At 47.6% G+C, this 26,567-nt stretch carries 22 protein-coding genes; 10 read left to right on the plus strand and 12 right to left on the minus strand.

Annotated elements, in window-relative coordinates; genetic code table 11:
* Positions 1-19 precede the first annotated feature (19 nt).
* Positions 20-331, plus strand: coding sequence for a hypothetical protein (locus G395_RS0104665; protein WP_026629007.1), 312 nt, complete (start codon positions 20-22; stop codon positions 329-331).
* A 157-nt stretch (positions 332-488) separates the two neighbouring features.
* On the opposite strand, the gene G395_RS0104670 is transcribed toward G395_RS0104665, so the two are convergent.
* From G395_RS0104670 to G395_RS0104700, 7 genes are all read right to left on the minus strand, one after another.
* Positions 489-1,043: a YceI family protein gene (locus tag G395_RS0104670; protein WP_026629008.1), complete on the minus strand. Its 555-nt coding sequence runs from the start codon at positions 1,041-1,043 to the stop codon at positions 489-491.
* Between the two features lie 143 nt (positions 1,044-1,186).
* Positions 1,187-1,864: a potassium channel family protein gene (locus tag G395_RS0104675; protein ID WP_026629009.1), complete on the minus strand. Its 678-nt coding sequence runs from the start codon at positions 1,862-1,864 to the stop codon at positions 1,187-1,189.
* Between the two features lie 11 nt (positions 1,865-1,875).
* The gene (locus G395_RS0104680; RefSeq protein ID WP_026629010.1) at positions 1,876-3,645 is read right to left on the minus strand and encodes a TrkH family potassium uptake protein; all 1,770 of its coding nucleotides are present in this window, start codon (positions 3,643-3,645) and stop codon (positions 1,876-1,878) included.
* A 55-nt stretch (positions 3,646-3,700) separates the two neighbouring features.
* Positions 3,701-5,356 carry a hypothetical protein gene (locus tag G395_RS0104685; protein WP_026629011.1) on the minus strand — a complete coding sequence of 552 codons (1,656 nt, stop codon included), beginning with the start codon at positions 5,354-5,356 and terminating at the stop codon, positions 3,701-3,703.
* Positions 5,357-5,366: 10 nt separating this feature from the next.
* Positions 5,367-6,830, minus strand: a complete 1,464-nt coding sequence (locus G395_RS0104690) for an MBOAT family O-acyltransferase (RefSeq protein WP_026629012.1) — start codon at positions 6,828-6,830, stop codon at positions 5,367-5,369.
* A gap of 27 nt (positions 6,831-6,857) precedes the next feature.
* Positions 6,858-7,808, minus strand: coding sequence for a P-loop NTPase family protein (locus tag G395_RS0104695; RefSeq protein ID WP_026629013.1), 951 nt, complete (start codon positions 7,806-7,808; stop codon positions 6,858-6,860).
* Entirely contained in the window at positions 7,808-8,830 is a 1,023-nt protein-coding gene (locus G395_RS0104700; protein ID WP_026629014.1) for a hypothetical protein, read from the minus strand. Before G395_RS0104700 ends, G395_RS0104695 begins: the two co-directional genes overlap by 1 nt.
* A 284-nt stretch (positions 8,831-9,114) precedes the next feature.
* On the opposite strand from G395_RS0104700, the gene G395_RS0104705 reads away from it, so the two are divergent.
* The 7 genes from G395_RS0104705 (at position 9,115) to G395_RS0104735 (ending at position 19,532) form a co-directional block, all read left to right on the plus strand.
* On the plus strand, positions 9,115-9,684 hold the full coding sequence (locus G395_RS0104705) for an RNA polymerase sigma factor (RefSeq protein WP_026629015.1): 570 nt from the start codon (positions 9,115-9,117) through the stop codon (positions 9,682-9,684).
* Between the two features lie 77 nt (positions 9,685-9,761).
* Positions 9,762-10,946: a FecR family protein gene (locus tag G395_RS0104710; protein WP_229203985.1), complete on the plus strand. Its 1,185-nt coding sequence runs from the start codon at positions 9,762-9,764 to the stop codon at positions 10,944-10,946.
* Between the two features lie 270 nt (positions 10,947-11,216).
* Entirely contained in the window at positions 11,217-14,681 is a 3,465-nt protein-coding gene (locus G395_RS0104715; protein ID WP_229203986.1) for a TonB-dependent receptor, read from the plus strand.
* Between the two features lie 26 nt (positions 14,682-14,707).
* Positions 14,708-16,150: a RagB/SusD family nutrient uptake outer membrane protein gene (locus G395_RS0104720; protein WP_026629018.1), complete on the plus strand. Its 1,443-nt coding sequence runs from the start codon at positions 14,708-14,710 to the stop codon at positions 16,148-16,150.
* A 12-nt stretch (positions 16,151-16,162) separates the two neighbouring features.
* Complete coding sequence (locus G395_RS28555) at positions 16,163-17,398, plus strand: M14-type cytosolic carboxypeptidase (RefSeq protein ID WP_084439385.1); 1,236 nt, start codon at positions 16,163-16,165, stop codon at positions 17,396-17,398.
* A 4-nt stretch (positions 17,399-17,402) separates the two neighbouring features.
* Positions 17,403-18,911, plus strand: a complete 1,509-nt coding sequence (locus tag G395_RS28560; RefSeq protein ID WP_051349985.1) for a PQQ-dependent sugar dehydrogenase — start codon at positions 17,403-17,405, stop codon at positions 18,909-18,911.
* Between the two features lie 204 nt (positions 18,912-19,115).
* Positions 19,116-19,532, plus strand: coding sequence for a response regulator (locus G395_RS0104735; RefSeq protein WP_169719998.1), 417 nt, complete (start codon positions 19,116-19,118; stop codon positions 19,530-19,532).
* 11 nt (positions 19,533-19,543) lie between these two features.
* Here G395_RS0104735 and G395_RS0104740 read toward each other — a convergent pair whose 3' ends face one another.
* The 3 genes from G395_RS0104740 to G395_RS0104750 form a co-directional block, all read right to left on the minus strand.
* Positions 19,544-20,761 carry a PAS domain-containing sensor histidine kinase gene (locus tag G395_RS0104740; protein ID WP_084439387.1) on the minus strand — a complete coding sequence of 406 codons (1,218 nt, stop codon included), beginning with the start codon at positions 20,759-20,761 and terminating at the stop codon, positions 19,544-19,546.
* A 10-nt stretch (positions 20,762-20,771) separates the two neighbouring features.
* Positions 20,772-21,566, minus strand: a complete 795-nt coding sequence (locus G395_RS0104745) for an alpha/beta fold hydrolase (protein ID WP_026629021.1) — start codon at positions 21,564-21,566, stop codon at positions 20,772-20,774.
* A gap of 105 nt (positions 21,567-21,671) precedes the next feature.
* A complete protein-coding gene (locus tag G395_RS0104750) occupies positions 21,672-22,484 on the minus strand; it encodes a class I SAM-dependent methyltransferase (RefSeq protein ID WP_026629022.1) in 813 nt (270 codons plus the stop codon).
* Between the two features lie 215 nt (positions 22,485-22,699).
* Between G395_RS0104750 and G395_RS0104755 the strand changes: the two genes are divergently transcribed.
* The gene (locus tag G395_RS0104755) at positions 22,700-23,389 is read left to right on the plus strand and encodes a hypothetical protein (RefSeq protein WP_026629023.1); all 690 of its coding nucleotides are present in this window, start codon (positions 22,700-22,702) and stop codon (positions 23,387-23,389) included.
* Between the two features lie 121 nt (positions 23,390-23,510).
* Here the strand turns inward: G395_RS0104755 and G395_RS0104760 are convergent, their stop codons facing one another.
* A complete protein-coding gene (locus G395_RS0104760) occupies positions 23,511-24,485 on the minus strand; it encodes a GlxA family transcriptional regulator (protein WP_026629024.1) in 975 nt (324 codons plus the stop codon).
* A gap of 151 nt (positions 24,486-24,636) precedes the next feature.
* Between G395_RS0104760 and G395_RS0104765 the strand changes: the two genes are divergently transcribed.
* The gene (locus tag G395_RS0104765; RefSeq protein WP_026629025.1) at positions 24,637-25,083 is read left to right on the plus strand and encodes an SRPBCC family protein; all 447 of its coding nucleotides are present in this window, start codon (positions 24,637-24,639) and stop codon (positions 25,081-25,083) included.
* Positions 25,084-25,164: 81 nt separating this feature from the next.
* Here the strand turns inward: G395_RS0104765 and gdhA are convergent, their stop codons facing one another.
* Positions 25,165-26,502: an NADP-specific glutamate dehydrogenase gene (gdhA, locus tag G395_RS0104770; RefSeq protein ID WP_026629026.1), complete on the minus strand. Its 1,338-nt coding sequence runs from the start codon at positions 26,500-26,502 to the stop codon at positions 25,165-25,167.
* Positions 26,503-26,567: the final 65 nt, after the last annotated feature.

Here is a 26,567-nt window from a genome sequence, read left to right on the forward strand (position 1 = left end):
CAAACAACTTATAATTGAAATGGCAAAAACGACAGATTATGAAACCTGGCTGTCCAGTGTGGATTTGAGGGGCGATCAAGATGTATATGATTTATATAGTTCGGTAAACAACTTTGAGAAATCCGGAAAATTCTACACGTCCAAAGAAGTCACGAATGACGGTTATGAATATCTCGTTCATGCGGAGGGAGTAGAAGATAACCTGCATTTGCAATCAGACGATGCAAAATTTACCTTCCTGGAATACCTGAAAGCCAATCACACTGATGCAGCAGACAATGACATTCAGGCGTGGTATGACATGAGACAAGAACTAGGCAGAATTGACTAGCAGTTTCCAGCTTCACACTGCTCTGACAACGCAGTAAGATATGGCTGACCATCAATAAAAAAATCCGCACCGAGTTACTTGCTCCAACATTTAAGCCGTTGAAGCAAGTAAGTCGCGCGTTTTAAACTTCTGCTGATCGGTATGCTAATGTAATGTATCAGGCGGCAACCGCTTCATTTACAACGTCTTTCGCAAGCTGAATATTTGCGATAATTTTAATATTCTCGCCCAAGGCCAAACCACCGGTTTCCGTCAGCGAATTAAAAGTGACATTGAAATCCTTCCTGTCAATAGTTCCTGTCACCTCGAATCCCACCTTGGTATTGCCCCACGGATCCCTTTCCGTTCCGCCATATTCTGCTTCCAGCTCCACCTCTTTGGTAATCCCTTTAATGGTCAGGTTACCTGTCAGTTTATATAAATCTCCTTTGATTTTTGTAAATGTTGTCGATTTGAAATGAAACTGCGGATAAGTTGCTGTTTCGAAAAAATCTGTATTTCGTAAATGTTCGTCACGTCCCGGCTGACCGGTGTCCACGCTGTCTACATCGATTGTAAAATCAATAGCTGCGTTTTCAAACTGCTCCCCTTCCGTAACAGCACTGCCATTGAATGATTTGAATGATCCGGTTACGGTTGAGATCACCAGGTGTTTTACTTTAAACTGCACTTCCGAGTGCATCGGGTCGACATTCCAGGTTATTTTTGACATTGCATAAAAGTTAAATTGATACAAACCATGATTGATATGGCCGTACAAACTTAGCTACTTATGCTATGGAAAGTATAGTACTATACCAAAGGTTAGCAGTAACCTTTGGTATAGTAAGAAAATTTGCGCTGTTCCGGATAACGTCAGTGCATCAGGTTTTCGATGTCTTTCAATTCCCCAAAAAGGACCAGCACTTCGTCCTCATGCATAATGGTGCCGGGCGTAGCAATGCCCGAAGCCCTTTTAAATATCTTCGCCAGCCCGTTTTCAGATCCTTTCGACAAGGTCAGCACGGTTAATACGATTACATTGTAACGGTTTGTGAGATCGGCCTCTGCGAGCGTTTTTCCCACATAACGTGATGGGACGCGTGTTTCAATGATGCTGTATTTTTCCGACACTTTAAATGAATCGACAATTCCCGAATTATCCAGCCGCATTGCGAGCCGTTCCGCGGATTCCTCTTCCGGCAGAATGTATTCTTCTATCTGCATCGCTTCCAGAACAGTCTTTTGAAGGTCCGATACGACCCGGCCGATGATCTTTTTCACGCCCAGTTGTTTGAGCAATGCCGTCGCCAGCAGCGATGCGCCTTCGTCCTCACCAATGGCCACGATTACCGCATCTGCATCTTTGAGCGGCAGCGAACTCACTGCATTCTTATCCGTACAATCCATGCAAACCGTATGCGTAATGCGCTCTTTCAGCTGTTCCACCTTTTGCATGTTATTGTCCACGCCGATGGTCTCGTGCCCCAGTTCTGTCAGGCGGGTTGCCAGGGATTTACCGAAACTCCCCAATCCAAATATGATGTATTTCATTTTTTACGGGTTTAAAAGTTCATCTGCTCGCCCGGGAGCTGATAATTTGTTGGTCTTGCATTCCGGACAATGGCCACGAGCAATGTCAGCGAGCCTACCCTGCCTATGAACATGGTTGCGATGATCACGAGGCGGCCGGCGCTGCTCAGTTCCGGCGTCACTCCCAGGCTGAGCCCGGTGGTGCTGTATGCCGAGAATGTTTCAAATGCAAGTGAAATGAGATGTTTATCGGGATCTGTGACCGACAATAAGAAGATGGCAATGCCAAGAAAGATCAGCGATAACGAGATAATTCCCAGCGCCTTAGAGATCGACTCCTGCAAAACTTTTCTCCCAAATACTTCAATCGTTCCTTTTCCTCTTGATAATGTGGCAATGTTAAGGATCGCCAATGCAAATGTAGTAACCTTGATCCCCCCGCCGGTAGAACCAGGCGCAGCACCAATCCACATTAACAGAAAAATGAGCATCACAGTCGGAAAAGCCAATTGACTCATTACAACCGTATTAAATCCTGCCGACCGCGGGCTCGTGCCGATAAACAAGGCCGTCACAATCTTGCCGTAGTAAGTCTCATGCGCCAGAAGCGTGTGGTTATACTCTAGAATGAAAACCACTGTAAACCCAAATAATATGAGAAAAAAGCTCGTATAAGCGATGATTTTAGAGTTGAAAGCAATGACGCGCGCCCTGTAAATGAAATGACGCCCGTGCCGTACCCTGTGATAAAGGTTGTAGGCCCAGCGCCGGATAAATTCATAGGAATTGAAAATGATCCCGAAGCCCAATCCACCCATCACATATAGCAGAATGAGCGAAAGATGCAGCTCGTAGTTAAACCGGAGCGCCGCATTGTTCATGCCATCCGGAACGGTAGAAAATCCCGCATTACAAAAGGCGCTTATGGCGTGAAACACAGTAAAATAAAGCTGCTCTGCATGGCCTTCAAAATCGTCCGGTTCCAGGCTGAGATAGATGAGCACACCGCCTACAATTTCGAAAAAAAACGTAACCAGGATGATTTTATATAACGTGGAAATCACCGAACTCACCTTATTCTCACCGATCAGCTCGGTAAACATCAGCTGGTTTTTATAGGAAAATCCACCCGAAAAAAAGTAGCCGAAAAACCCCGTAAATGTCATGATACCCAGCCCGCCGATCTGTACAAGCATAAGCAGAATGGTCTGGCCGAAGCGCGTGAACTCCGAGGCAATGTCCACAACAGAAAGTCCGGTAATGCAAACCGCACTCGTTGCAATAAAAAGCGCGTCTACAAATGTAAGCTGTTGATGGTGTGTGGTTTTGGGCAGCAGCAACAGCGCCGTGCCGATCAGGATCAATGTCAGAAAGCTCAGTACGAAAAGCAGCGTGGGATTGAAATAAAACTTATCAAAGAACAGCGTCTGCTTGGAAACTTCAATGATGAGTATCGCGAAAATGCCCACATACATCCATTCCGGTTTCACAATTTCTGTTCCGTCCGTTCCGGAAAAATGGTAACTGTCGGCAATGATAACAGCGAGAAAATAAAACAGCAGCAGCGCCTCTCCCACTCGGGAAATAATCGAAGACTTGCTTTTAAACGCCGTGAAAGTCTTGGCAGCCAGTGCCAAGGTGAAAAATAAGAAGCACCATTCCAAAATGCGGTTGGTAAGCTGCTCAATTTTCGGGTCTCTGTTGTAGCCCAAATGAAAAACAACCACCATTGCACAAACGACACTCATCGCTATCAATATGTGGTCCAGCGTTTTCCGGAAATATCTTATTTTTTCATTCATCCAATGAGCCCGATTTGCACAAACATAAAGCTATTTAGCGCATGTTTAAAGCTGCTCAAAGCGAAACATTTTTGGAAATCATCTTGAACCGGGGCTGATCGTCGTCCAGCCAGCACAATGTAGCAGTATAAGTTCCCGCCTTTATTTTGCCAGGAATTTCTACATTAAATTCCCCCGCCATTACTTTTCCGCTCTTCCATGACGGCCGGTCGTCCTTAAGCGCCACGAGATAGAACCGGTTGGGATCTGCATTTTCGGTCAGGCCCAGATATACATCCTTACCAGGAACTTCTCCCCCAACATTGGAAACTTTGATCGCTTTCACCCGGTAGAGGTAAGTTTTATATCTCGGCAGATCCGGATATTCGGTCACCTGTATGCCCAGATCACTTTCGCCCCCAGAAGCAGTTTTCCACGTATCGATCACCTTTTTGCCGAAATATTCAGGAAAGGTGTAGTTTTCATAAAATGAGGGCTCCGGGTCGGGCAGGTTATAATATTGATGCAGGAAGAGCCTGTTCCTGGTGTAATTATAACTATCCGCTTTCAGTCCGGCGTCGTTGAAATTAACAGCCTTGTCATATTTTCTGTAACTGTAAACGCTTAAAACCAATGCGATGCTTATGACAGCGATTTTGAAAAAAGCAGCTTTACTGAAGGGCGCGCTTTTAACTAAAAACAAATAAGACAGGATAAGAACGCTGACAGCGTAAATCTGAAACCTGGGCGCAATCATCGTTCCCACGCCTTCGGCATAGCGGCCGATCATGATCATCCCCATACTGCCCAGCATTCTCAAAAAGCAGATATCGGTCAGGTCCAGCTTCCAGATTTCAGGAAATGAGAAGCGATAGCCACCTTCGGAACGGGGGAAAAATTTAAATGCAAGAAAGGTTAGCAGAATGCCGGATCCCAGGATCGTAGACAGCAATATGCCATATGTATCCGAAATAAATCTGGCGAACGAGCCCGTAACAACGATGAAAGCATGCGCCATAACCGGCAGGCTGGTCATTGTAAAGCCTATCTGGCTGGCAGAAGAAAGTTTGAAATCGGTAAAATAAAAAATGAGATATACGACTGTCAGCCCTGTGAAAATCAGGCTGTCTTTCCAGCGCTTTTGTGTGAGCAGCCAGAATATACAAACCGGCATAACGCTGATGCCGTCGAGGTTGGTGAGCGTGGCTGCAACGGCGATTGGAAATGCGAAAAGCCAGGAGGATTTTTTCTCCGGCTGCAAAAAATACAGGCACAAAATGGAAAACGCAATCGAAAGCGTGTGCTGGAAAGCGGTAAGGCTCCAAAGATGAACATAATACACCAGGGGCGAAAACAGCAACAGCATTACGGGCAGAAAGAGCGTAATCTCCTTATTGGCAGACCTGTAAATCAAGTAAAAAGCATAACCCAAAAGTATCAGGTTGAAGTAACCCAGCAGGATCGTGAGCCTGAAATCCAGCGTGCCGCTCAGCAAGTAACTAAGAATTATACCCAACCGCGGAAACGTAGACCGGTGGTCGTTCTGCTGCCTGACAAGCGTGGTAAATACATCCGCCGTTCCGTTTTTTAGGACATTGATGGAATCAACAAGTTCCATATCGTCCATAAAAGGCACATTAATCGCGTGTTTGAAGATAAAAACAGCAAACGCAATGACCGGAGCAGCCATTAGCAGATAAATGAGGAATTGCTTCTGTTTTTCCCGGATCACGGTCTAAGATCTAGAATTGGAAATATATAAATTGAGGTGTGTTATCAAAAACTCCCAGATATAAAATGGCTAGCACGAAAATGGAATAGAAGCTCCACCGCACCCACAGAGGCTGATAGGAAAGCGAAAGTCTGAGGCTGTTTTTCTTCTGAAAATGATGGACCATTTCCAAAAAGACAATGAGAGCAATGGCTGTAAAGAACGTTCTGCGCTTTTGCCCCAGACAAATGTTTTCCATAAAATATTGTGTGCTGAAAAACTCCTGGACCGATGGCCAACCCTTTCCTAAACTTTTTACAAGATTCCACATTATATCCGTATTATAATAGTCGGCGCGGAAAAAGATCCAGGCAAATGTAACCAGCACAAAGGTGGTCAGGACCTGGATGCCGTTATGAAGCCAGGGAACCCGGTCCAATCCCACCAGCGACTGGATGTAGGTTCTCGGCTTTTGGGTAGCCAGTGCAAAAACGAGATAAAAGCCGTGCAGCGCGCCCCAGATTATATAATTCCAGTTTGCCCCGTGCCAGAGCCCGCTGACGAGGAAAACGATAAATAGATTGAGTAAAGCCCGGTTTCTCCCCACACGATTGCCGCCCAAAGGGATATAGAGATAATCACGGAACCAGGTCGACAGGGATATGTGCCATCTGCGCCAGAATTCCGAGATGCTTTTGGAGGAATAAGGACGGTCAAAATTCTTCATCAGCGTAAAGCCCATCACCTGCGCGGATCCGATGGCAATGTCGGAGTAGCCCGAAAAATCGCAAAAGATCTGGAATGAAAAGAAGACGGCTGCCACTACCAGCGAAGGGCCGGAATACTGCGTCGGATAATCAAAGACCTGGTTGACGAAAATAGCCAGACGATCCGCAATAACGACTTTCTTGAACATCCCCCATGCCATCAGCAGCAATCCGCTTCTTACCTGCTCATAGTCAAACTTGTGCTTGATATAAAACTGGTGCAGAATGTTCTGGGGACGCTCGATAGGCCCTGCTACCAATTGCGGATAAAACATCACATAAAGTGAATAAATCCCGAAATGACGTTCGGCTTTCTGGTTCCCACGGTATACTTCAAACGTATAACTCATGGCCTGAAAAGTGTGAAAAGACAAGCCTACGGGCAGCAGTATGTTCAGTAAGGGTGTGTCAGTATTGAATGTTGTGTTGAGTTCCGCGGCGAAGAAATTATAATACTTAAAAACAGCAAGTACGCCAACGTTTGCAAAGATGCTTAAAATCAGATACCGCTTTTTCTTTCCCGCCGTCGATTCTTCTATCAAAATGCCTGCATAGTAATCGAGTACAATGGTAAAGGCCAGGATCAGGATGTAGATGGGCCTGAATGCCATGTAAAAATAGCAGCTTGCCGCGAGCAGCAACATCCAGCGATACCGATGTTCCAGCAGGAAATACAGAATCGTTACGACAGGAAAAAAAATTAAAAATTCAATAGAATTGAATAGCATTATAATCTTTTAATTGACTTGAATGAATTACTTGCCGAGACGGAGCAAAGTACCCGCGACCTTTTCCGTATGTTCGTCCCTCGCTTTCCCTTTCAAATGATACACCGTGTCAAAACACAGGCTATCTGCATACACCGACTGCCTGGGTTCGGATAAGATGGGTGCTTTCAAATGTTTTTTATAACGCTCATTAAGCTTCCCCACCGCCACGGCTGAGTTTTTATAAAAGCTTTCGGCTATCGTCGGATACAGAAAATAAGCCTTCGCCCCTTTCTGTATGAACCGCTCCGTAAAGGCATTCATTGTCTCAGCCTGCCCTTCGTACGGGAAGAGGCTCGTCGTGTTCGGACCTGCATCCACTGTGCGTGTAATGTTGTTGAGATGGCTGACGATATCGCCCTGCGGGGTAAACGCTTTGCGGAAATAAATAGCGTAAGGATCTTCGACCGTGGGATTCTGAAGAATGATCTCAATACTTAACGGAGCCTGCAAACGATGCAAAAACTGCGCTTTCCATTTCTCTGCCAAACCATCCTTGTAAGTGACAAAATGCTTATCCTCCGGCACAAAATCCACGACGGAAAGTTGCGACTCCACATCCCCTTTGGGGAAAACATCATATTCAAACGACATGATCACAATGTCTCCCTTGTTGATGTAGCCCAGCGCGTCGGACAAAATAAAGTCGATGCCAAGCGGCGCGAGCAGGGCCATATTGACCACCGGCATTCCGGTCATTTTACTCAACATGGCGGAATTGATGCCAAAAGCCAGGTTTGAGCCTCCTACCAGGATGATTTTGGGAGAAGAAATTGACTTTGCATAAGCATGTTTGTCTATAAGCGCAGCAGTAAATGCATTTTTGGCATAATAGGCCGTGATAACACGGTAGGTTAATTCAATAACACTGAGAACAATCAGGGCTAGTATGACGGATCTGAACAGCAATTTCAAGCCACGGTTCAAGGTGCTCTGCATTATTTTTTAACTAAGTTTTTGAAATAGCCGTATGTATGGATAACGGACAGCCATGCTTTTCTTTTTACCGAATCAATGAAATTGGATCGGGACACATAGCTCGAAAACCGGATCGGACCGTAGGTTTTTTCAAGATACTCCTTTGCTCTTTCTTCCGATTGATGGTAAAGATTCCGATTATTGTTCGCCTGTGTGCCGCTGCTCGTGCTATCGAAAGGCGCATGCGTTGTATAATCTTCTAGGGTAATGTGCTTGAACCGATATCCTCTTTTATATACATCGTGTGACCATATTGTGGCGTTGTCCACCCCACCCCAGTTGCCTCCATAGCACGCAACATCACCATTGGGAACGGTTTCTTTCTGATAACTTTCCACGTTAATAAGCGCACAATATTCATTCAACCGGCATTCGGGAAGGATATGCACTCTGCCGCCGTTGATCACGTTCTTCTGGATCTGCTGGCGCGGCGTGTTATAAGTCTCGGTGATTTCCATGGCTTCCTCGTAAGAAGGAACATAATCCTGAAAAACGAAAGGATTGCATTTGCCGGACCAATCCATTCCCGCCGGGCAACTCCAGCATTGACCAATGGATCCCATCCCGATCAGATTCTCAGGCCCGGCCATCATTTGGTCCAGCATGATCCCGATCATGTCGGCGTGGAACAGCATGTCGTTGTGCATAATGCACATATATTTCTTATCCGTGGTTTCCAGCGCATATTGGTACATAATGCTGTGTCTCCACCGGGCATCGGTTTTTGCCCGTTCCAGGTCCATCACGCCCAGGCCTAGATGGTAATGCGGATATTGGATAACGAGGCGCACATTAGGGTCATTCCGGAAGTAATCAATCACCTTGAAAATCCCGACATAATCTTCGTGCGGCTGCTTGCGTTCGCGGGAAATATAGATCTTGTCGATGTATTGTCCACTATGCTGAATGAGCGACTTGATTGTCACAATGGTTTGATAGGGTTTGCCGTAGAAAGCAATGCCAACATCAACTTGGGGTCTCATAAATCTGTTTTTGGAATTTAATATGTAAGAGTTGCCACGTTGAAGGACAGCTCAAATTTTGAGCGAAAATAGAAAAAAAAACGCTACCGCCTTCATGCCTGTCCACTGCAAGTGACTTATCGGGATCCGTTGGGAGAGGCAAAACCGGAAGTTATGGTGCGCATTTGCGATTCCATGCCCTGTTTCAATTAGAATTTATAAATTGGATTCTTTGCTTACCTTGAAGCGCTTTTGCAAGAAGCGGAGACTAACATGTTTTATTACACAAACCCAATCTACCTCCTTTGGATCAGGACATTGCGCTTTTACTGGCAGTTGCTCAGGGAGATGAAAGGGCTTTCACAGCATTATACAATCGTTACCATCAAAGACTCGCTGTCCACATTTACCGGATCACCAAATCCACCGAGTTGGCCGAAGAAGTCGTGCATGATGTGTTCCTGAAAATATGGCTCAACCGGGAAACGCTGACCGGGATCGGAAACTTCCCGGTGTATCTCTACGTCATTTCAAAAAACGCCGCATTAAATTGTCTGAAAAGAACGGCGCGCGAAAAAGCGCTGACAACCGACCTCGACCCGGCCCTGGACCAGATGCCGTTACCGGAGACAACCGAGGAAGATTACCGTTATATCCTGATAGATGAAGCGATTGACCGGCTGCCGCCCCAGCAGCGTCAGGCCTATCTTCTCGCCCGCCACGAGCGGCTTACCTACACGGAGGTAGCCATGAGAATGGGACTTTCGAAGGAGACTGTCAAAAAATATCTGCAAATCGCGACGGAATTTATTTCGGGATACATCACTAAAAAGTTCATTATCAGCACTTTATTTTTTATTCAAAATATTCTTTAAATTTTACTAAAAAGCATACCCCCTTTTCCGGCGGGTGATTGTCCTATAAGCACATACCACAAGTAATGTTGCTGCTGATGGAGAATCCCGAAATGCGTCTGGAGGAATTGTTTAACCGCTATTACAACGGGTTGGCAACAGCCTCGGAAAAAGGGGAATTAATGGCGTTTATACGTTCATCCAAAGACGATGCGGTTTTGGAAAGATTTCTAAAAAAAGGCTGGGAAGAACTGAACCCCAGCGATGGCATTCTTACCAATGAGACAAGCAATGCTATGCTGAGTTCCATCCTCGATGCAACGCTAAAAGACGAAAAACAAACAAAGGTGATCCGCATAGGCTGGCTTCGGTACGCCGCTGCCGCCGCTGTTTTTGTTTTGATTGGTCTGGGAGCCTGGTGGAAATTAACCCCTGATCCGGCAACGAAAATCGTTCTTAGGGCTCAAACAAAGACCAGCGATGTCAAACCAGGCGGAGCCAAGGCCCTGCTGACGCTTTCTGACGGCTCAGCCATAGAACTAGCCAGCGCAAAAAGCGGCTTCCTGACACGACAAGGCGCTGCGGAAGTGAGCAAATCACAGGAAGGAATATTGGTTTATAATGCAAAACCAGGGAATGCAACGGAGAAGGTCAGTATAAACACCCTTTCCACACCCAAGGGCGGACAGTACGAAGTGCTCCTGCCCGACGGAAGTAAGGTCTGGCTCAATGCGTCGTCATCCATTCGCTTCCCATCTACTTTTCCTTCCTCGGAACGAAAAGTGGAGATTACAGGTGAGGCTTATTTTGAGGTTGCCAAAGACAAGGGCCGGCCATTCCGGGTGAAATTTAATAAATCTGAGGTGCAGGTTTTGGGAACGAGCTTCAACATTATGGCTTACCCGGAAGAAGGCCCGTCCAAAACGACGCTGGTGGAAGGTTCGGTATTTATCAGGAATGTGAACCAAAATACAAAACTCAAACCCGGGCAGCAGGCAGCGGTGCTTTCAACCGGAAAGATCAAGACCCAGTACATTGCACTGGATGAGGCGGTTGCCTGGAAAAATGGCATGTTTTATTTCAAAGACGCCAGTGTTGAAGAAGTCATGCGGCAGATTTCACGGTGGTATGACGTAGAGGTTTTGTATGCCGGAACGATCCCGGTGCGTCAGTTTACCGGACGCGTTTCCCGCCATGTGAACTTGTCGGAAGTGTCGGGAATGCTTCGGTATGCAGGTGTGAACTGCCGCATAGAAGGTTCCAGAATGATCATTGATCCTTGACGCGTATATAGTTAAACGTTTTACATTTTATAAACCCAAACCTTTTCTCATCATGACACCAATTCCAAATTATTCGCCGTGAGCGTGATGCCGTTTAAACAAAAAGGGAAAATGCGCTAACATTTTCCCCGGATGTTCAGGCGCACCACCGAGCTTCTCTTCAAAAGTCAATTTGCTATTCCTAAACTTTACAAAGTTATGAAAATAAACTTGTTGTCCGTCCTATGCGGGTACGAGCAGGCGGGCCTCCCTGCAAAAATAGTAACCATTATGACTCGAATTTTCCTTTTGCTCATTGTCACCCTCACGCAGGTCACTGCGGACGGATACAGTCAGAAAATATCGTTTCATGCCCGAAACCTACCCGTTGAAAATGTCTTGAAAACCATTGAAAAACAGAGCGGTTACCTGTTTTTGTACGACAAACTCGATTTGCCGGAATCACAGAAAGTATCACTCCGGGTAAAGAACGCCAGCATCGACCAGGCGCTGACGACACTTTTCAGGGACCTGCCGCTTACGTACAAGATTTTCAATCAGAACATTGTTGTAAAAAAAGCGGTAAAAAACGCAGCCAGGGAAAACGTGCAGCCGCTAAAAATTCCGGCTATCAGGCAGGATATAAACCTTAATTTAAAAAGCATCGAACCTGTGCCCCAGCCCATCGACCGGCGGATCAGAGGAAAGATCACCGATGAAAATGGCAATGCGTTTCCGGGGGTAAGTGTTTTGGTTAAAAATTCACAAATGGGCACCACTTCGGACGGCAATGGTGAATATCAGCTCATTATCCCCGACGGGGCCACGCAAGCCGGTGATGTGACATTGATCGTCAGTTTTGTGGGTTACAAAAGTCAGGAGGTCATTGCGGGCAGCCGGACGGAGATCAATTTCGGCATGACTGTTGATACCAAGTCACTCAATGATGTGGTGGTGGTGGGTTATGGAACCCAAAACAAAAGCAGCATTACCGGTTCTGTGGCATCTGTCCCCATGAAAAGCATTGAAAATCAACCATTAACAAGCCTGGATCAAGCCATGGCCGGGCAGATTGCCGGTGTGAGCGTTTCTCAATCCAAGGGTGCGCCGGGCGGCGGCGTTTCTGTCCGTGTGCGCGGAACAGGTTCCATTGGCGCAGGCAACGAGCCCTTGTATGTGATCGATGGATTTCCGGTTTCAGGGGATTTCAACAGCAGCTTCAATCCCCTTTCGACGATTAATCCCAATGACATCGAGTCCATTGAAATACTGAAAGATGCCTCGGCAGCAGCCATTTACGGCTCGCGCGGAAGCAATGGTGTGGTGCTCGTCACAACCAAACACGGCAAGATGGGCAAGTCCACGATTCAGCTCGATACGTATTACGGCGTGCAGCAGGTCGCCAACAAAATCGATATGCTCAATGCCAGGGAATATGCCGAATTCAACACCGAGGCCAGGAACAATGCATGGGTAGACCGCGGCGGCAAACCCACTGACCCCAACGACTTACGACCAGCCACACTCCAAATTCCAGAAATGTTCAAAAACCCGGAATCGCTCGGAAAAGGAACAGACTGGCAGGATGAAGTTTTCAGGACTGCGCCCATCCAGAACCACCAGCTCTCCGTATCCGCGGGAAGCGAAAAAACGCAGCTGTTTCTTTCCGGGGCATATTTCAAACAGGACGGTGTGGTCATGAACACGGGGTTTGACCGATATTCCGCGCGCATTAACCTGGATCATTCGGTTTCAAAGGCCGTAAAAGTGGGTGTTAACATTGCGCCTTCATTTTCATCCAATAAATTACTACCCGTTGAAGACCAGGTTTTTTCAAGCGGCATCCTGGCATCAGCGCTTTCCATGCCGCCAACCGTCCCCGTCTACAACCCCGATGGCACCTTCACCACATTGTTGGGAACTTCCCCTTACAACCTGGGCGTGATCGATAACCCGGTTGCGATTGCAAGTAAGATCAAAGATAAAAAGACTGTTTTCAGGACATTAGGCAACATTTATGCAGAAATCAACATTCTCGAAAACCTGAAATTCAGGACATCTTTCGGGATTGATTACTCCGACGCCCGCCAGAACACCTTTTACCCTTCTGACCTCGGAAGCAACGGCGTTCCCGCACCGGTGCAAGCCAGAGCATCCGCCAGCAACGGCAGGGACATCAACTGGCTGAACGAAAACGTGCTGAGTTACAAAAAGACCTTCAATGGCAAACACGAGCTGGATGTGCTCGCCGGTTTTACTTCCCAAAAAGCGAAATACGAGTATACTTCTCTTGCTGCCACCAATTTCCCGACGGACCTTGTGCCTACATTGAATGCAGGACAGGTTACAAGCGGAGGAACGGGCATGTCAGAATGGTCGCTGCTCTCCTACCTGGGGCGGGTTAACTATACATTTGCGAGCAAATATCTGCTGTCGGCCACGGTCCGGCGGGATGGATCGTCGCGCTTCGGGTCCAAAAACAAATGGGGAACATTCCCTTCCGCTTCGCTGGGCTGGTATTTGTCAGAAGAGCCTTTTTTGAGCAGTCAGCACGTGGTTACCGACCTGAAATTGCGCGCCAGTTACGGACTCGCCGGCAATAACACCATTGGAAATTACAGCCACATAGGCCTTTTGTCCAACCGGCGATACAGCTTGGGTGCGGGGACCGGCAGCGTCGTGTACGGTCTTTACCCCTCTTCCATCACAAACGAGCAGCTGGGCTGGGAAGTCATGCATCAAATGGACATTGGAATTGATTTTGGTATACTCCGTAACCGCCTGATGTTCACCATTGATTACTACAATAAAAATACCACCGACCTGCTGCTGAATGTGCCCGTCCCCGCCTCTACGGGTTACGAAACGGCTCTGCAAAATATCGGCAAGCTCAATAACAAGGGTTGGGAATTCAGTGTGAGCTCGAAAAATTTTGTGAAAGCATTTAAATGGTCGACCAATTTCAACATTTCGTTCAACCGGAATAAAGTCATCGCACTAGGGCCCGAGGGCAATCCGATCATTTCAAAAAGCCCTTCATTTAGTCCCAATACGCACATTACAAAGATCGGCCAGCCGATTGGCAGTTACTGGGGATACGAGGCGATTGGCGTTTACCAATCGCAGGAAGAAGTAGATAACCTGCCGTCGGTAAAAGGCAGCTCGCGGCCTGGGGATTTGAAATATAAGGACGTGGACGGCGACGGCACCATTACACCCAACGATGTTACCATCATCGGAAACAACCATCCCGACTTCTTTTACGGCATTACCAACAATTTCAGCTTCGGAAGGCTAAACCTGAGCATTCTTGCAGACGGTGTACAGGGACTTGAACTCTTGAATGGTTCGAGAAGAAACCTTGGGCTTGTGAATGGCAGTTACAGCCGCAGGGATGTGTTGGGTAGATGGCAATCTGCCGACAAACCAGGTGACGGACGCACGCCGCGCGCCAACACGGTTGCTACCGGCGGTAATGTGAGCTATGTATCAAGCCTGCTGGTGGAGGACGCCTCGTTTTTTAGGATACGAAACATTAATCTGCGTTATGCGCTGCCGGAAAAGATCGGGAAAGTGGCTTATGCACGTGCTGCGAGCATTAATCTGTCTGTTCAAAACGCATTTACATTCACCAAATATCTGGGTTACAACCCCGAACAAAGCCTGAACGGCAGCAGTTCGCTGACGCCCGGCGTGGATTTCAATGGTTATCCGCTTGCCCGGACATTCACGCTTGGATTGAACCTGACCTTTTAATTACCAGCCCTTAAACTGACACGAACATGAAATTAAATGCATATATCCTTTGCGCGCTCAGCATGCTTGGCACCGGCTGTTCGGATTTCCTTGAACTCGCACCCAGGGATGCTACCAACGTGAGCAATTTTTACAGAAACGCGTCCGACATGCAGGCTGCCGTGAATGCAGCATACGGAATGCTCGCCTCGGCGGGAGAATATGGCTATGCCTATTATAATGTTTCCGAAGTGAGGTCCGACAACACAATGAACTTCGAAGTGGGCGGCAACCTGCCCGACGCTGAGCTCGACCAGTTCAAAATGGCGTCTACGAATGAAATCATCCGGCTCATGTGGATCGACACTTATCGCGGGATCCTGGCTTGCAACACGGTTCTGGATCACATCAATGGTGCCACAATGGATCAGGCGCTGCGCGAGCGCTTTATCGGGGAAGTGAAATTTTTGCGGGCTTTGAAATATTTCAACCTCGTGCGCACATTCGGGGACGTTCCGTTGGTTTTGTCCGAAACCAAGTCCGTTTCTGAGGGTTACAGTCAGTCGAGAGTAGCCAAGGCGGAGGTTTACAACCAGATTATCGCCGATCTGGCGGAAGCGGAACAAAAACTTCCCGTCGCTTACACCGGAGCTGACATTGGTAAAGCAACAAAAGGAGCTGCAAAAGCACTGTTAGGCAAAGTTTACCTGACCATTGGTGAATTTGCGAAAGCCAAAGACAAGCTGAAAGAAGTGATCGACCAGGGAAATTACAAGTTGCTGGACGACTATGCCGCCCTCTGGCCCGTAGCCAACGCCAACCACCAGGAATCCATTTTTGAAGTTCAATTTAAAAAAGGCGGAACCGGAACCGGAAGCAGTTTTTATAATAATTTTATGCCTCGTAACTCGGGAACGAATATCATCAAAGTCGGTTTTGCAGGAGGCAGAAACAACCCCACGGCCGATCTGGTGGCAGCGTATGAACCGGGAGACGCCCGAAAAGCCGCATCGCTGGCCACCGGCTATACCGACGCTGCGACCGGCAAGTTCGTTGCCGATCCCTACACATTGAAATACCAGGACACGCCTTTTTCCGAAGGCGACGCGGATAATAACTGGACCGTGCTGCGCTATGCGGACGTGCTGCTCATGTATGCAGAGGCCATCAGCCAGGCAGGTAACGGCCCTACTGCCGAAGCTTACGAAGCCATCAATGCAGTGAGGAAGCGGGCGAAACTGGCGCCGCTTGCGGCAGGCTTGTCGAAAGCCGCGTTTGCACTCGCCATTGAGCATGAGCGGCAAGTGGAACTGGCTTTCGAAGGCCACCGCTGGTTTGACCTGGTGCGTACGGGCCGCGAGGTTGCGGTCATGAACCAGCATTTCAAAGCGCCCATCGTGGCCGAATTCAATGCGGTCTTCCCCATTCCTCAGACGCAGATCGATGTGAACCCGCAGGGGATCAAGCAAAATCCTGGTTATACTTTCTAAAAAAGATCTGATATGTTTTTCAAAAATGCTTTCAAGTCGCTGGCCGTTTTCATTTTTTGTTTGTTCAAAATCGTTAGCGCTGCCATCGGGCAAACAGCCCAGGATAACAAACCTGCACCCGACGTTTTCATCCATACAGGTTTCGAAAACGCCTCGCCGCTCAATTGGGAAGCCGATTCCGCCGGCAGGATCATTATCAGTCTTGTTTATGACCATGAGCGATTTTCACTCAACCGGGCCAACAACCACTGGCATTTCAAGGTGGAGGCCCCGGTTGGAAAAGAGGTGACTTTGATCCTGCAAAACTTTGATAACATCTGGAACAACATCCACGCCAGCCCTATATCCAAACAGTCGCCTGCCGTGATCTCCTTCGATGGTAAAACCTGGGAAAGCCGCCCCACCGAATACATCGAAGGAAACCGGATGCTGATCAGACTCAAAATGACCGCTCCTAGCGCCTACATTGCCAGCATTGAACCATACCGGATCAGCGACCTGGACAAACTTCTGGCCAGAATCAAAAACCACAAACTGGTAACGATCACGCCCATTGGCAAGACAGCCGAAGGCCGTTCGCTGGAAATCATCAAAATCGGCAACGAGAAGGCACCCAAAAGGATATTTCTCCGCGGCCGCGCGCATGCATTTGAAGCGGGTGGCAACTGGACGCTGGAAGGCCTCATCGACCGTTTGCTGAAAGATGATGCCGACATGAAGCTTTATCTCAAACGTTACTGTGTGTATATTCTGCCTATGACGAATAAGGATGGCGTTGCGCGTGGGAAAACGCGTTTCAATGCGAATGGTTATGACCTGAACCGGAAATGGGACAAGGCCGCCGACTCCCTGATTGCGCCAGAAAATTACTATCTGGAAAAGTGGCTTACCAAAATGGGTGCCGCAGGCAAAAAACCAGACCTGGGCATTGATGTCCATAACGATGCGGGTGGTAACCTGCACATCAGCCGCCCCGACGGTGATATCACCGCATACCGGGCCAATATGGCGAGGCTGGACAGTCTGTTAAGGAAATACACCTGGTATACCGAAGGTTCCACCAAGCCGGGGTTTCGTAACCCGGGAACATTAGGCGAGGGTTTTATGGAAAGATTTGGCATTGAAGCACTCGTGTACGAGCTCAATTACGAATGGGTGGAAGGCCTGAAAAAGGCTCCGCTAGCCGCAGACTGGCTTTCCCTGGGAGGTAAATTGCCGGAAGTTTTTTACCATTATTTTGAGAAATAGCCGGATGAAAAAACCGATTTATATGTTAGCCGCGCTTTCGGGCGTGGCTGCATTCGTAATGGCCTCGTTTGGTTACACGCCAAAACCGTTGCCCGACTTTAAGACAGAAAAATTAGAACTCGATTCAACCATTCTGGATGTAACGACGATTGCTGAAAATCTGAATGTGCCGTGGGAAATGATATGGGGGCCGGACAGCATGATATGGTTTACCGATCACGACGGGAAGGTCAGCAAGCTCAATCCTAAGACCGGCCAGGTCACGGAGCTTTTGCAGATCAAAGATTATTACAGAAAACGCCTTGGACTGATGAGCATGGTCCTGCATCCGGACTGGAAAACGCATCCGCAGGTTTTTATCAACTATACCCATATCCAACCCGATTCTGTCATTGTATCAAAACTCGTCAGGTATACCTATAATGGTAAGGTGCTGATTGATCCGGTTTTATTGAAGCAAATTCCCGGCTACCTGGGTCATAACGGTTCCAGGCTTGTGATCTCAAAGGACAGGAAGCTACTTTGGGCAACAGGTGATTTAAAACAAAAAGAAACGATTCACGATCCGGCATTCGCCAATGGCAAAGTGCTCCGGTTCAATCTGGATGGCACAATTCCCAAGGATAACCCGCATCCCGGAAGTGCGTCCTGGGCTATGGGATTTCGTGTTCCGCAGGGACTGACCTTTACCAAAAACGGCAACCTTTTCATCGCCGAGCATGGCGATGCCACCGATGATGAGGTTAACCTGGTCGTTAAAAATGGCGATTATGGCTGGCCCTACATGGCCGGATTCGGTGATTTGCCGGAGGAAAAGGAACATGCAAAAGCCCATAAAAGCACATTTCCTGCGAAAGCCTGGACGCCGACCATTGCGCCGGCCGGAATGGAATATTATGATGGTAACATTCCCGAATGGAAAAATGCATTGCTGCTCAGTACATTAAAGGACCAAAGTCTGCGCATCCTGAAACTGGACGCGGAGCAGGAAGAAGTGGTTGAGGAAGACATTGCATTCAGTAAGCAATTTGGCAGGCTGCGCGATGTATGCGTTTCTCCTTCGGGCGACATTTACATCTCCACCAGCAACCGCGACTGGAACCCGCCAGCCAGTTTCCCGCTCAAAACCGATGACCGGATCATTCGGATCAGCAAAAGCGGCGTTATTCCGAAAAGCAGGCGTACTGTTAAAACCAAGCAGAAAACAAGCCATACAGGCGCTTCTGAATTGTATCAGAACTTTTGCCAGTCGTGCCATAAAGCCGATGGCCGCGGGGTTGCGGGATCATTTCCTTCGCTTGTAACATCTGCCCGGCTATCCGGTGACAATGAAGCACTTATCGCGCTTTTGCTCAAAGGTTCGCAATCGCCCCCAGGAGAAGCAATGCCCGCATTCGGATTCCTGAGTGATGAACAGTTGGCGACCCTGCTATCCTATGCCCGGTCGAATTTTTCAACCAATAAAAGCGGAATTAAACCCAGCGATATCAACCGCCTACGGATCAAACAATGACCCTGTTATATTGGGTCACATACTAACGGCAATGCCTCGCCGCAATGCATTCTATACCCATTTTCACGTCTTATCTGAAATTTCTTAGTAGCTTTGCTAAATAGCGCAGATTCCGCAATTTGCTTTCAAGTGGTTTGGATGCTGTTGGTTTACCCCTCCTTTGTAACAGCCGTCATGTGAAATTGGTATTTAAAAACAATGCAAATGGTCAATGACAAAAGAACAATTTATCTGGTAGATGACGACGATGACGACCGGATGATTATAAGGCAGGCAGTCCGTGAGCTAATGGACAGAGTCAATATCATTGAATTCAGTAGTGGTTACGACTTTCTTGAAAATTTAGTTGGTCACTGGCCCTCCGAACAGACATTGGTTCTGATGGACATTAATATGCCGCGCATGAGCGGTCTCGACGTGATCAAAGCAATGCAATCTGACCCGGCCAGCAGGCTCGTTCCTGTTTTGGCAATCTCAACAGCTACCGACAAAACTTTAATTGACAGGGTGATTGCAAGCGGGGCGTATGGTTACTTTGAAAAACCCGTTACTTACGAGCAAATCGGTGAACTTGCCAGTAATATCAAGGATTTCTATATCAGCCATTATGCTGCCAGGTAATGTCCGGAATGTTAATTTGTGTATTCAGGTATTTGTCTCAGAGGCAAAATAATGATAATGCTGGTTCCTTCTCCTACCCTGGACTTGACTTTCATCGTCCCGTAATGGCTTGAAATGATCTGCTTGCATAAAGCAAGACCAACCCCCAAGCCCGGCGAACCCGCATTAAGCTTATTCAGCAAACCAAAAACATAGTCATCGAACCTGCTGTCAAACCCAATTCCGTTGTCAGTAAATTCAATCTTAATATGATCTGCGTATTTGTATTTTGACAGATGGTTCCTATAAATATTTTCTTCTGAGATGATCGCGGTTACCTGAACGATCAGTTCACGGTTGGGGCCTTTACTTTCAACCGCATTCTTCAATAATTCGTAAAAGACCCGTTTTATCTGCGTCTTCCTGCCATCAAATTCCGGCAGTTCGCCAATTCTGATATCCAAATCGGCAAGGTTTTGTTCCGTTAGCAGTTGTTCACGTGCCTCTGTGATGAGCTCTGCGGGTTTGAGCAAGGTCATCGGATCGGCCGCATTACTAACCTGCACGAAGTCGAGCATCGAGCCGAGCATGAATCTCAGACGCATTATTGATTTTCTTATTACGGCCAAATGTCTGAGATCATCCGTGTTTTCGGGAATATTGGCTTTGCGCATGAAGGTGTCGAAGAAGAGGCTTATTTTACGCACGGGCTCCTGCATATCATGCATGAATATCTTCCCCATTTGCAAATACTCCTGACTGCGCTCGCTCAAAATCGAAATCTTCCTGTCAAGTGCAAACTGGTTTGATTCCAGCTCATCTTTGAGTCTGTTCAACAAAGCATTTTCGTCCAGTGCTTTCTGTTGGACGCGGTTCATTTCAAGCAGCTGCTCCTCGTACTTCCGCCGTTCCCAAACAGACACAAACACGCAAACGTAACAAATCGGATCGCTTTCATGTTGTATTTTAGCATTGACCATCACCGGGATTGAGCTGCCAGTCAGTGGTTTCAGGGTAAGGAATATTTCGCTGACCGTGCCATTTAATTTAAGTAATGGAAAAAAATGGGTTTGGTGAAAGATCCGGCTTGATATCGTAAGGATTTTCTCAATGCTTTGCCCCAGAATCGCTTCCGGCTCGTAATTGAGCATCAAGCACAGCGTGCGGTTAGCAAATGTGATCGTCCCGACTCCATCAAAAACGACGCAGCCGCAGGGTAGGTCCTGTAAAATGTGCTCAGCTTGTCCCAAACAGAATAGTTTATGAATCCAGAAATTCCTTCATCAGCTTCACAGTTTCTTCCGGCGCGCTCAGGTGCGGGCAATGTCCTGTTGCCTGCATGAGCCGGTAAGCGCTTGTGCCCACTTGTGAGTGCACAAACTCTCCCACCTGAACGGGCGCGATGATATCTTCAGAACATTGCATAATCAGAGTCGGGTGTGTCACATTGGGCAAATCCCTTCTATTGTCGGATAAGAAAGTCACCTGTGCAAATTGTTTTGCGATAACCGGGTCAGTCGAGCAGAAGCTTTCGGTTAGTTCGGCACCGAGTTCGGGACGTCCCGCGTTTTGCATGATAGCAGGCCCGAGGAAGTTAGCCCAGCCAATGTAATTTTTTTCCATCGTTTCCAGAAGCTCCTCAATGTCCTGCTGCTGAAAACCACCTGCATATTCATGATCGTCAATATACCGGGCAGACGGGCCGATCAAAATCAAACGCTCAAAATATTCAGGCTTTTTTATCGAGGCCAGCACCCCGATCATACTGCTCACCGAATGGCCAACAAAAATGCAGTCGATCAAACCAAGCTCCCGGCAAATATCCATGATATCCTGGGCATAGCCGTTCAGGTTACTATAACGCTCGTAATTATACGCGGCCACATCCGAATTACCGCTTCCAACGTAGTCAAACAACACAATTTTGTAATCCTCTTCAAATGCCGGCCAAATGTAGCGCCACATGTTCTGACCACATCCGAACCCATGTGCGAAGACCATAGCTTGCTTACCGTGGCCAAAAATCCTGACGTTATTTCGTTTTATTACATTCATATTCGAGCCTAAAACCCAAATATAGGCTTTAACGCTCAAAATATTAGGTCTGTCCAACAAATTGCAGACGCAAAATGTGAACAGACCTAAGAAAAAGAACGATTATTAACGCAGAACCGTGACTTTCAGGAAAGTAGCGGGAATGGAAGTCTGGTTGCGGTCCGGGCTCTGATTCTGGCTTTCAAACAAGCTTTCCAGCTCACGCTGCAGATCTCCTTCCTGTCCGTTTTTTTCCGCAGCTTCAAAAGCATTCATCGTCGGGCCATAGTATTTTCTGAATGTTTCAAGAAAAACTGCCGGTGAATAAGGCGCTTGAAATGTAAATGTTTCCCTTTCAAATGAAATGTTCTCCGGCAATGCGCCTGCCGCAACGAAACGTTCCGTTACATTGCTTTCAACACCCCAGAGCATCGGGCTGACGAATCCCTCCGGCGGTGCCGGCGTGTAAGCGGAGCTCACTTTCAGGATCTGCGCGACCAGCGTCGGATCGCCGGGTATCCAGTTTCCCATGACTATTTTCCCGCCGGGGCGCGTAACCCGGAACATTTCTCTTGCCACTTCAAATGGCTTGGGCGCGAACATCGCCCCGAAAACGCTTACCACCAGATCAAACGATTCATCCGCAATGTCGTTCAGATCAATGGCATCGCCTTCCCGAAACGTAATGTTGGTCAGGCCTTCTGCCTTTGCCCGTGCATTGCCTGCTTCCACGAGGTTTCTCGCAATGTCCACTCCCTGAACATTGGCCCCTAACCGTGCTGCGGGTATGGCAGTAGTGCCGTCGCCACAACCCAGATCCAGAACATCGGCGCCGGCATTGATTCCCAACTTTGCTACCAGTGCCGAACCGCTTTCACGCATCGTTGCCGCCAGACGAGTGAAATCACCTTTTTCCCAAAGTGCTTTGTTTGCATTCATTGTATTTTCGTTTTGGTTAATAGATACTTTAATTTTCTCTGTCCCGATAAACGACTATTGACCACCGGATCGGATGCCTGACTTAGTTATCGGCAACGCAGCCGGGCCGTAAAATAAGAATGTCAAAGATACCACCACGAATCACTTGAATAAGTGTAAAGACTTGATTATCATTATCATAACGTATCTCATTAAAAACTTAAACAGATCATGTTATGAAAACCAATTCCACCATTCGCAAGGCAATCTCTATGGGCACCATCTGCGTGTTCGGCTTGGTATTAGCCTGTACTGACCATGAAATACCGGAAATTCCGAACATGCCTGAATCCGAATGCATGCTCGCAACCAACATGACAACGCCACGCGCTTACCCTTGCGAATTCAAGATTGAAAAGCTTACATTTTATGCCAAAGACGGCGCTGTGCTCGGTGAGGTCACGCCTGCTGCCAGTGAAATCATTTTACCCCGGTCGGCTGCCAAGGATGACTCCAATCCCTCGGCCGTCGCTGTGGATCAGGTCGGTTTATTAAAATATGATGTGAAGGCCACCATCAGGCGGATTGCGACGCCATCATTTCCGGTTGTTGCCGGATATCAGTTGCGTTACACACAGCATCCCTCAGGCGTCCTGGCCCTGACCACGCCGGGCGAAAGCTATCAGATCGGCATGTCGGTCCCGCTCACAGTCCCGGTCGGCGGAACCATAGAACAGCCATTTGAGCTATCCTATCTTTACAGACTTGCCGATTCCGGCTCCGGGATCAAACCCGTCACTTTCAGAGGCTTAACAGCATTCCTGATCTACAACGACGCCACGTCCGAAGAACTCGACGGACATCCAAGTGCCATTGGCAATGTGGCAGAAGCATATGTGAAAATCGTTACCCAATCGGGTGAGTAAGTGATTTGAAATATGAATAACCCACACCTTAAACGATCCAAAATGACAGAAGTCAAATTCCATAGCAGACAGCCGCATGATCAGAGTTGTTCATTCGATATTGAACTGCTTCCGGTTTATCCTACGCCTGTCTATTATATTTTGAGCGGTATTCGAGCGGAGATATCCCGGTGATTTTCCTGAACACTTCCCGGAAGGCCTTCATGTCGGAATATCCGGTTTCATACATAACCTCCTTGATGTTTTTGGAATTGGTTTCAAAGGATTTTTTGGCTGCTTCCATTTTCACGCGCTGTGCATATTCGGTAGGCGTATTACCCGTTGCTTTGATAAACCTCCGGTCAAAGTTTCTCCTTCCCACAGCAAATTTAGACGCCAGTTCGACGATGGATATCTTATTCTCCACATTTTCCTCAATATAAGCCTGCGCTTGTCTGATGACTTCATCTTCATGTGATTTCTGTCCGGCAAAAATGATAAAACGCGACTGCGTTTCCCGGTCTATATCGACCTGAAAAACCTTGGAGCAGAAAATGGCCGTTTGCCGGTCAAAATATTTTTCAACAAGGTAAATAATCAGATTCAGAAATGAATACGCGCCACCATTGGTGTAGATCCCATTTTCATCCGTAATCAATTTGTCTTTCTGCACATTGATCTCCGGGAACATTGTTTTAAACCGATCCGCGAATGCCCAGTGCGTAGAACAGGTTTTTCCGTTGATTAGGCCCGAAGACGCCAGCAAAAACGCACCGGTGCAGATGCTCGCCACTTCTGCCCCGCCACGATATTGGGCGCTGATCCATTCAATTAAGGGTTGGTTTTTTGCTATGGCCTGTTCATATTGGTGATTTAAGGAAGGTATGACAATCAGGTTCGTTTTTGAAACAGCAGAAATATGGACATGAGGCTTTACCGAAAACAACCCTTCATGAAAGCCCACCTGCCCGGACAGCCCGGCCAGTTGAATGTGATATAATGTTTTCTTATATTTTTCTTCCCAATATGAATTCGCTCGCTTTAAAATCTTATAAGCGCCTACGATGCTGCTCAGATTGTTCTCTCCGTCGGGAACAAGGATCGTGATATTTTTCATCCGTTTTTAACCGCAAGTTATAAACTGGCTTTGTCCAAATCAACCCGTGATAATGTCCATTTCACACTCAACAAATTTCCGGCTAAGCCTATACTTTTGGGAAAACATTAGCAGATCAAACATTTTACTTCAAACCAAAAAACTAGCACTTATGGCAGATATTTTGCACAGGGTCGGGATCAGATCGCAGTCGTTACAGGACATTTATGATGCATTGACAACAGAGGCTGGCCTTGCAGGCTGGTGGACCAGCAATACGCAGGGACAGGGCAACCAGTTGGGCAATATCATTGCATTCCGATTCGGAGCAGGAGGCTTTGATATGAAAGTGACGGCGCTGGAAGAACCTACGCATGTTTCATGGGAAGTCGTGGACGGGCCTGCTGAATGGGTGGGCACAACCATCAGCTTCGACATAAGGCAAGAAAATGATTACGCTATCCTGCTTTTCAAACATGCCAACTGGCGTGAACCGGTGGAATTCATGCATCATTGCAGTACAAAATGGGCTGTTTTTCTGCTGAGTTTAAAATCCCTGATCGAAGAAGGTGAAGGCAAGCCGGATCCGCGGGATATCAAAATCGACAATTGGAATTAATATGGGCTGAATAAAATCATGGGCTTTGCGCTGTGCCGGTTAACCGACTGCAATGCAAAGCCCATGATGGATAATGGTTTCCTACACCAGCCCTTGCGCCAGCATAGCGTCGGCTACACGCACAAAGCCGCCAATATTAGCGCCTTGCATATAGCTTATGCGCCCGTCGGGCTTGTGTCCGTAGCGCAGGCAAGTTGAATGGATATTGAACATAATGTCCTGCAACTTTTTATCCACTTCCTCACGCGACCACGACAAACGCAGCGAATTCTGAGACATTTCCAGGCCCGAAACGGCCACTCCACCCGCATTGGCCGCCTTACCGGGAGTGTACAGGATATCATTATCTTCGAATATAGAGATTGCTTCCGGCGTGCAGGGCATATTTGCTCCTTCTGCTACGCACATACAGCCGTTTTTGATCAGCATGCGGGCGTCATCGCCATTCAATTCGTTTTGAGTCGCATTGGGCAATGCAATGTCACATGGAACTTCCCAGGGCGTTTTGCCTGCAATGAATTCACATCCAAACCGGTCTGCATAAGCGCTGATCCGTCCGCGTGCTTCATTTTTCAAATGCATGATATAGGCAAATTTCTCTGCATCGATCCCTTTTTCATCATAAATGTATCCCGACGAATCAGAAAGGGTTAAAACTTTGGCGCCCAGCTCGATACACTTTTCCAATGTATACTGCGCCACATTACCCGAGCCCGAAATGACCACACGTTTACCTTTAATGCTATCGCGGCGCTGGTTCAGCATTTGTTCTACGAAATAAACCACACCATAACCGGTCGCCTCGGGGCGGATCAGGCTTCCGCCATAGCTGGCGCCTTTGCCCGTGAGGACACCTGTAAACTCATTTTTAAGCCGCTTATATTGGCCAAATAAAAAGCCGATTTCCCTGGCGCCTACACCGATATCGCCCGCCGGCACGTCGTTGTCCGAGCTGATGTGACGGAAAAGCTCCGTCATAAAGCTCTGGCAAAAGAACATAACTTCACGGTCGGAACGGCCTTTCGGATCAAAGTCCGATCCGCCCTTGCCTCCGCCCATCGGAAGCTGCGTCAGGCTATTTTTAAATATTTGTTCAAAAGCAAGAAACTTCAGTGTACCCAGGTTGACGGACGGATGAAAACGCAGACCGCCTTTGTAAGGTCCGATCGCACTGTTCATCTGAACCCGGTAACCACGGTTGATCTCCACCTCACCCTGATCATTCATCCAAGGCACCCTGAAAATAATGACCCGCTCCGGCTCCGCAATCCGTTCGAGAATTTTGGCTTTCTGGTAATGTGGCTTGTCCTGAATAAAAGGGATAATATTTTCGGCAACCTCGTGGACGGCCTGATGGAATTCATTTTCGCCGGGATTCCGATCGATGATCCGGGTCATGAAGGATTGTACGGAAGTCAATGTTAAAGTGGTTAGTAAATGGAAATATGTCTTTTTCTTCGATGTATTGCAAGGCAATATAATGC

Origin of the sequence: Dyadobacter alkalitolerans DSM 23607, assembly GCF_000428845.1 — a bacterium.
Classification (GTDB): Bacteria; Bacteroidota; Bacteroidia; order Cytophagales; family Spirosomataceae; genus Dyadobacter; species Dyadobacter alkalitolerans.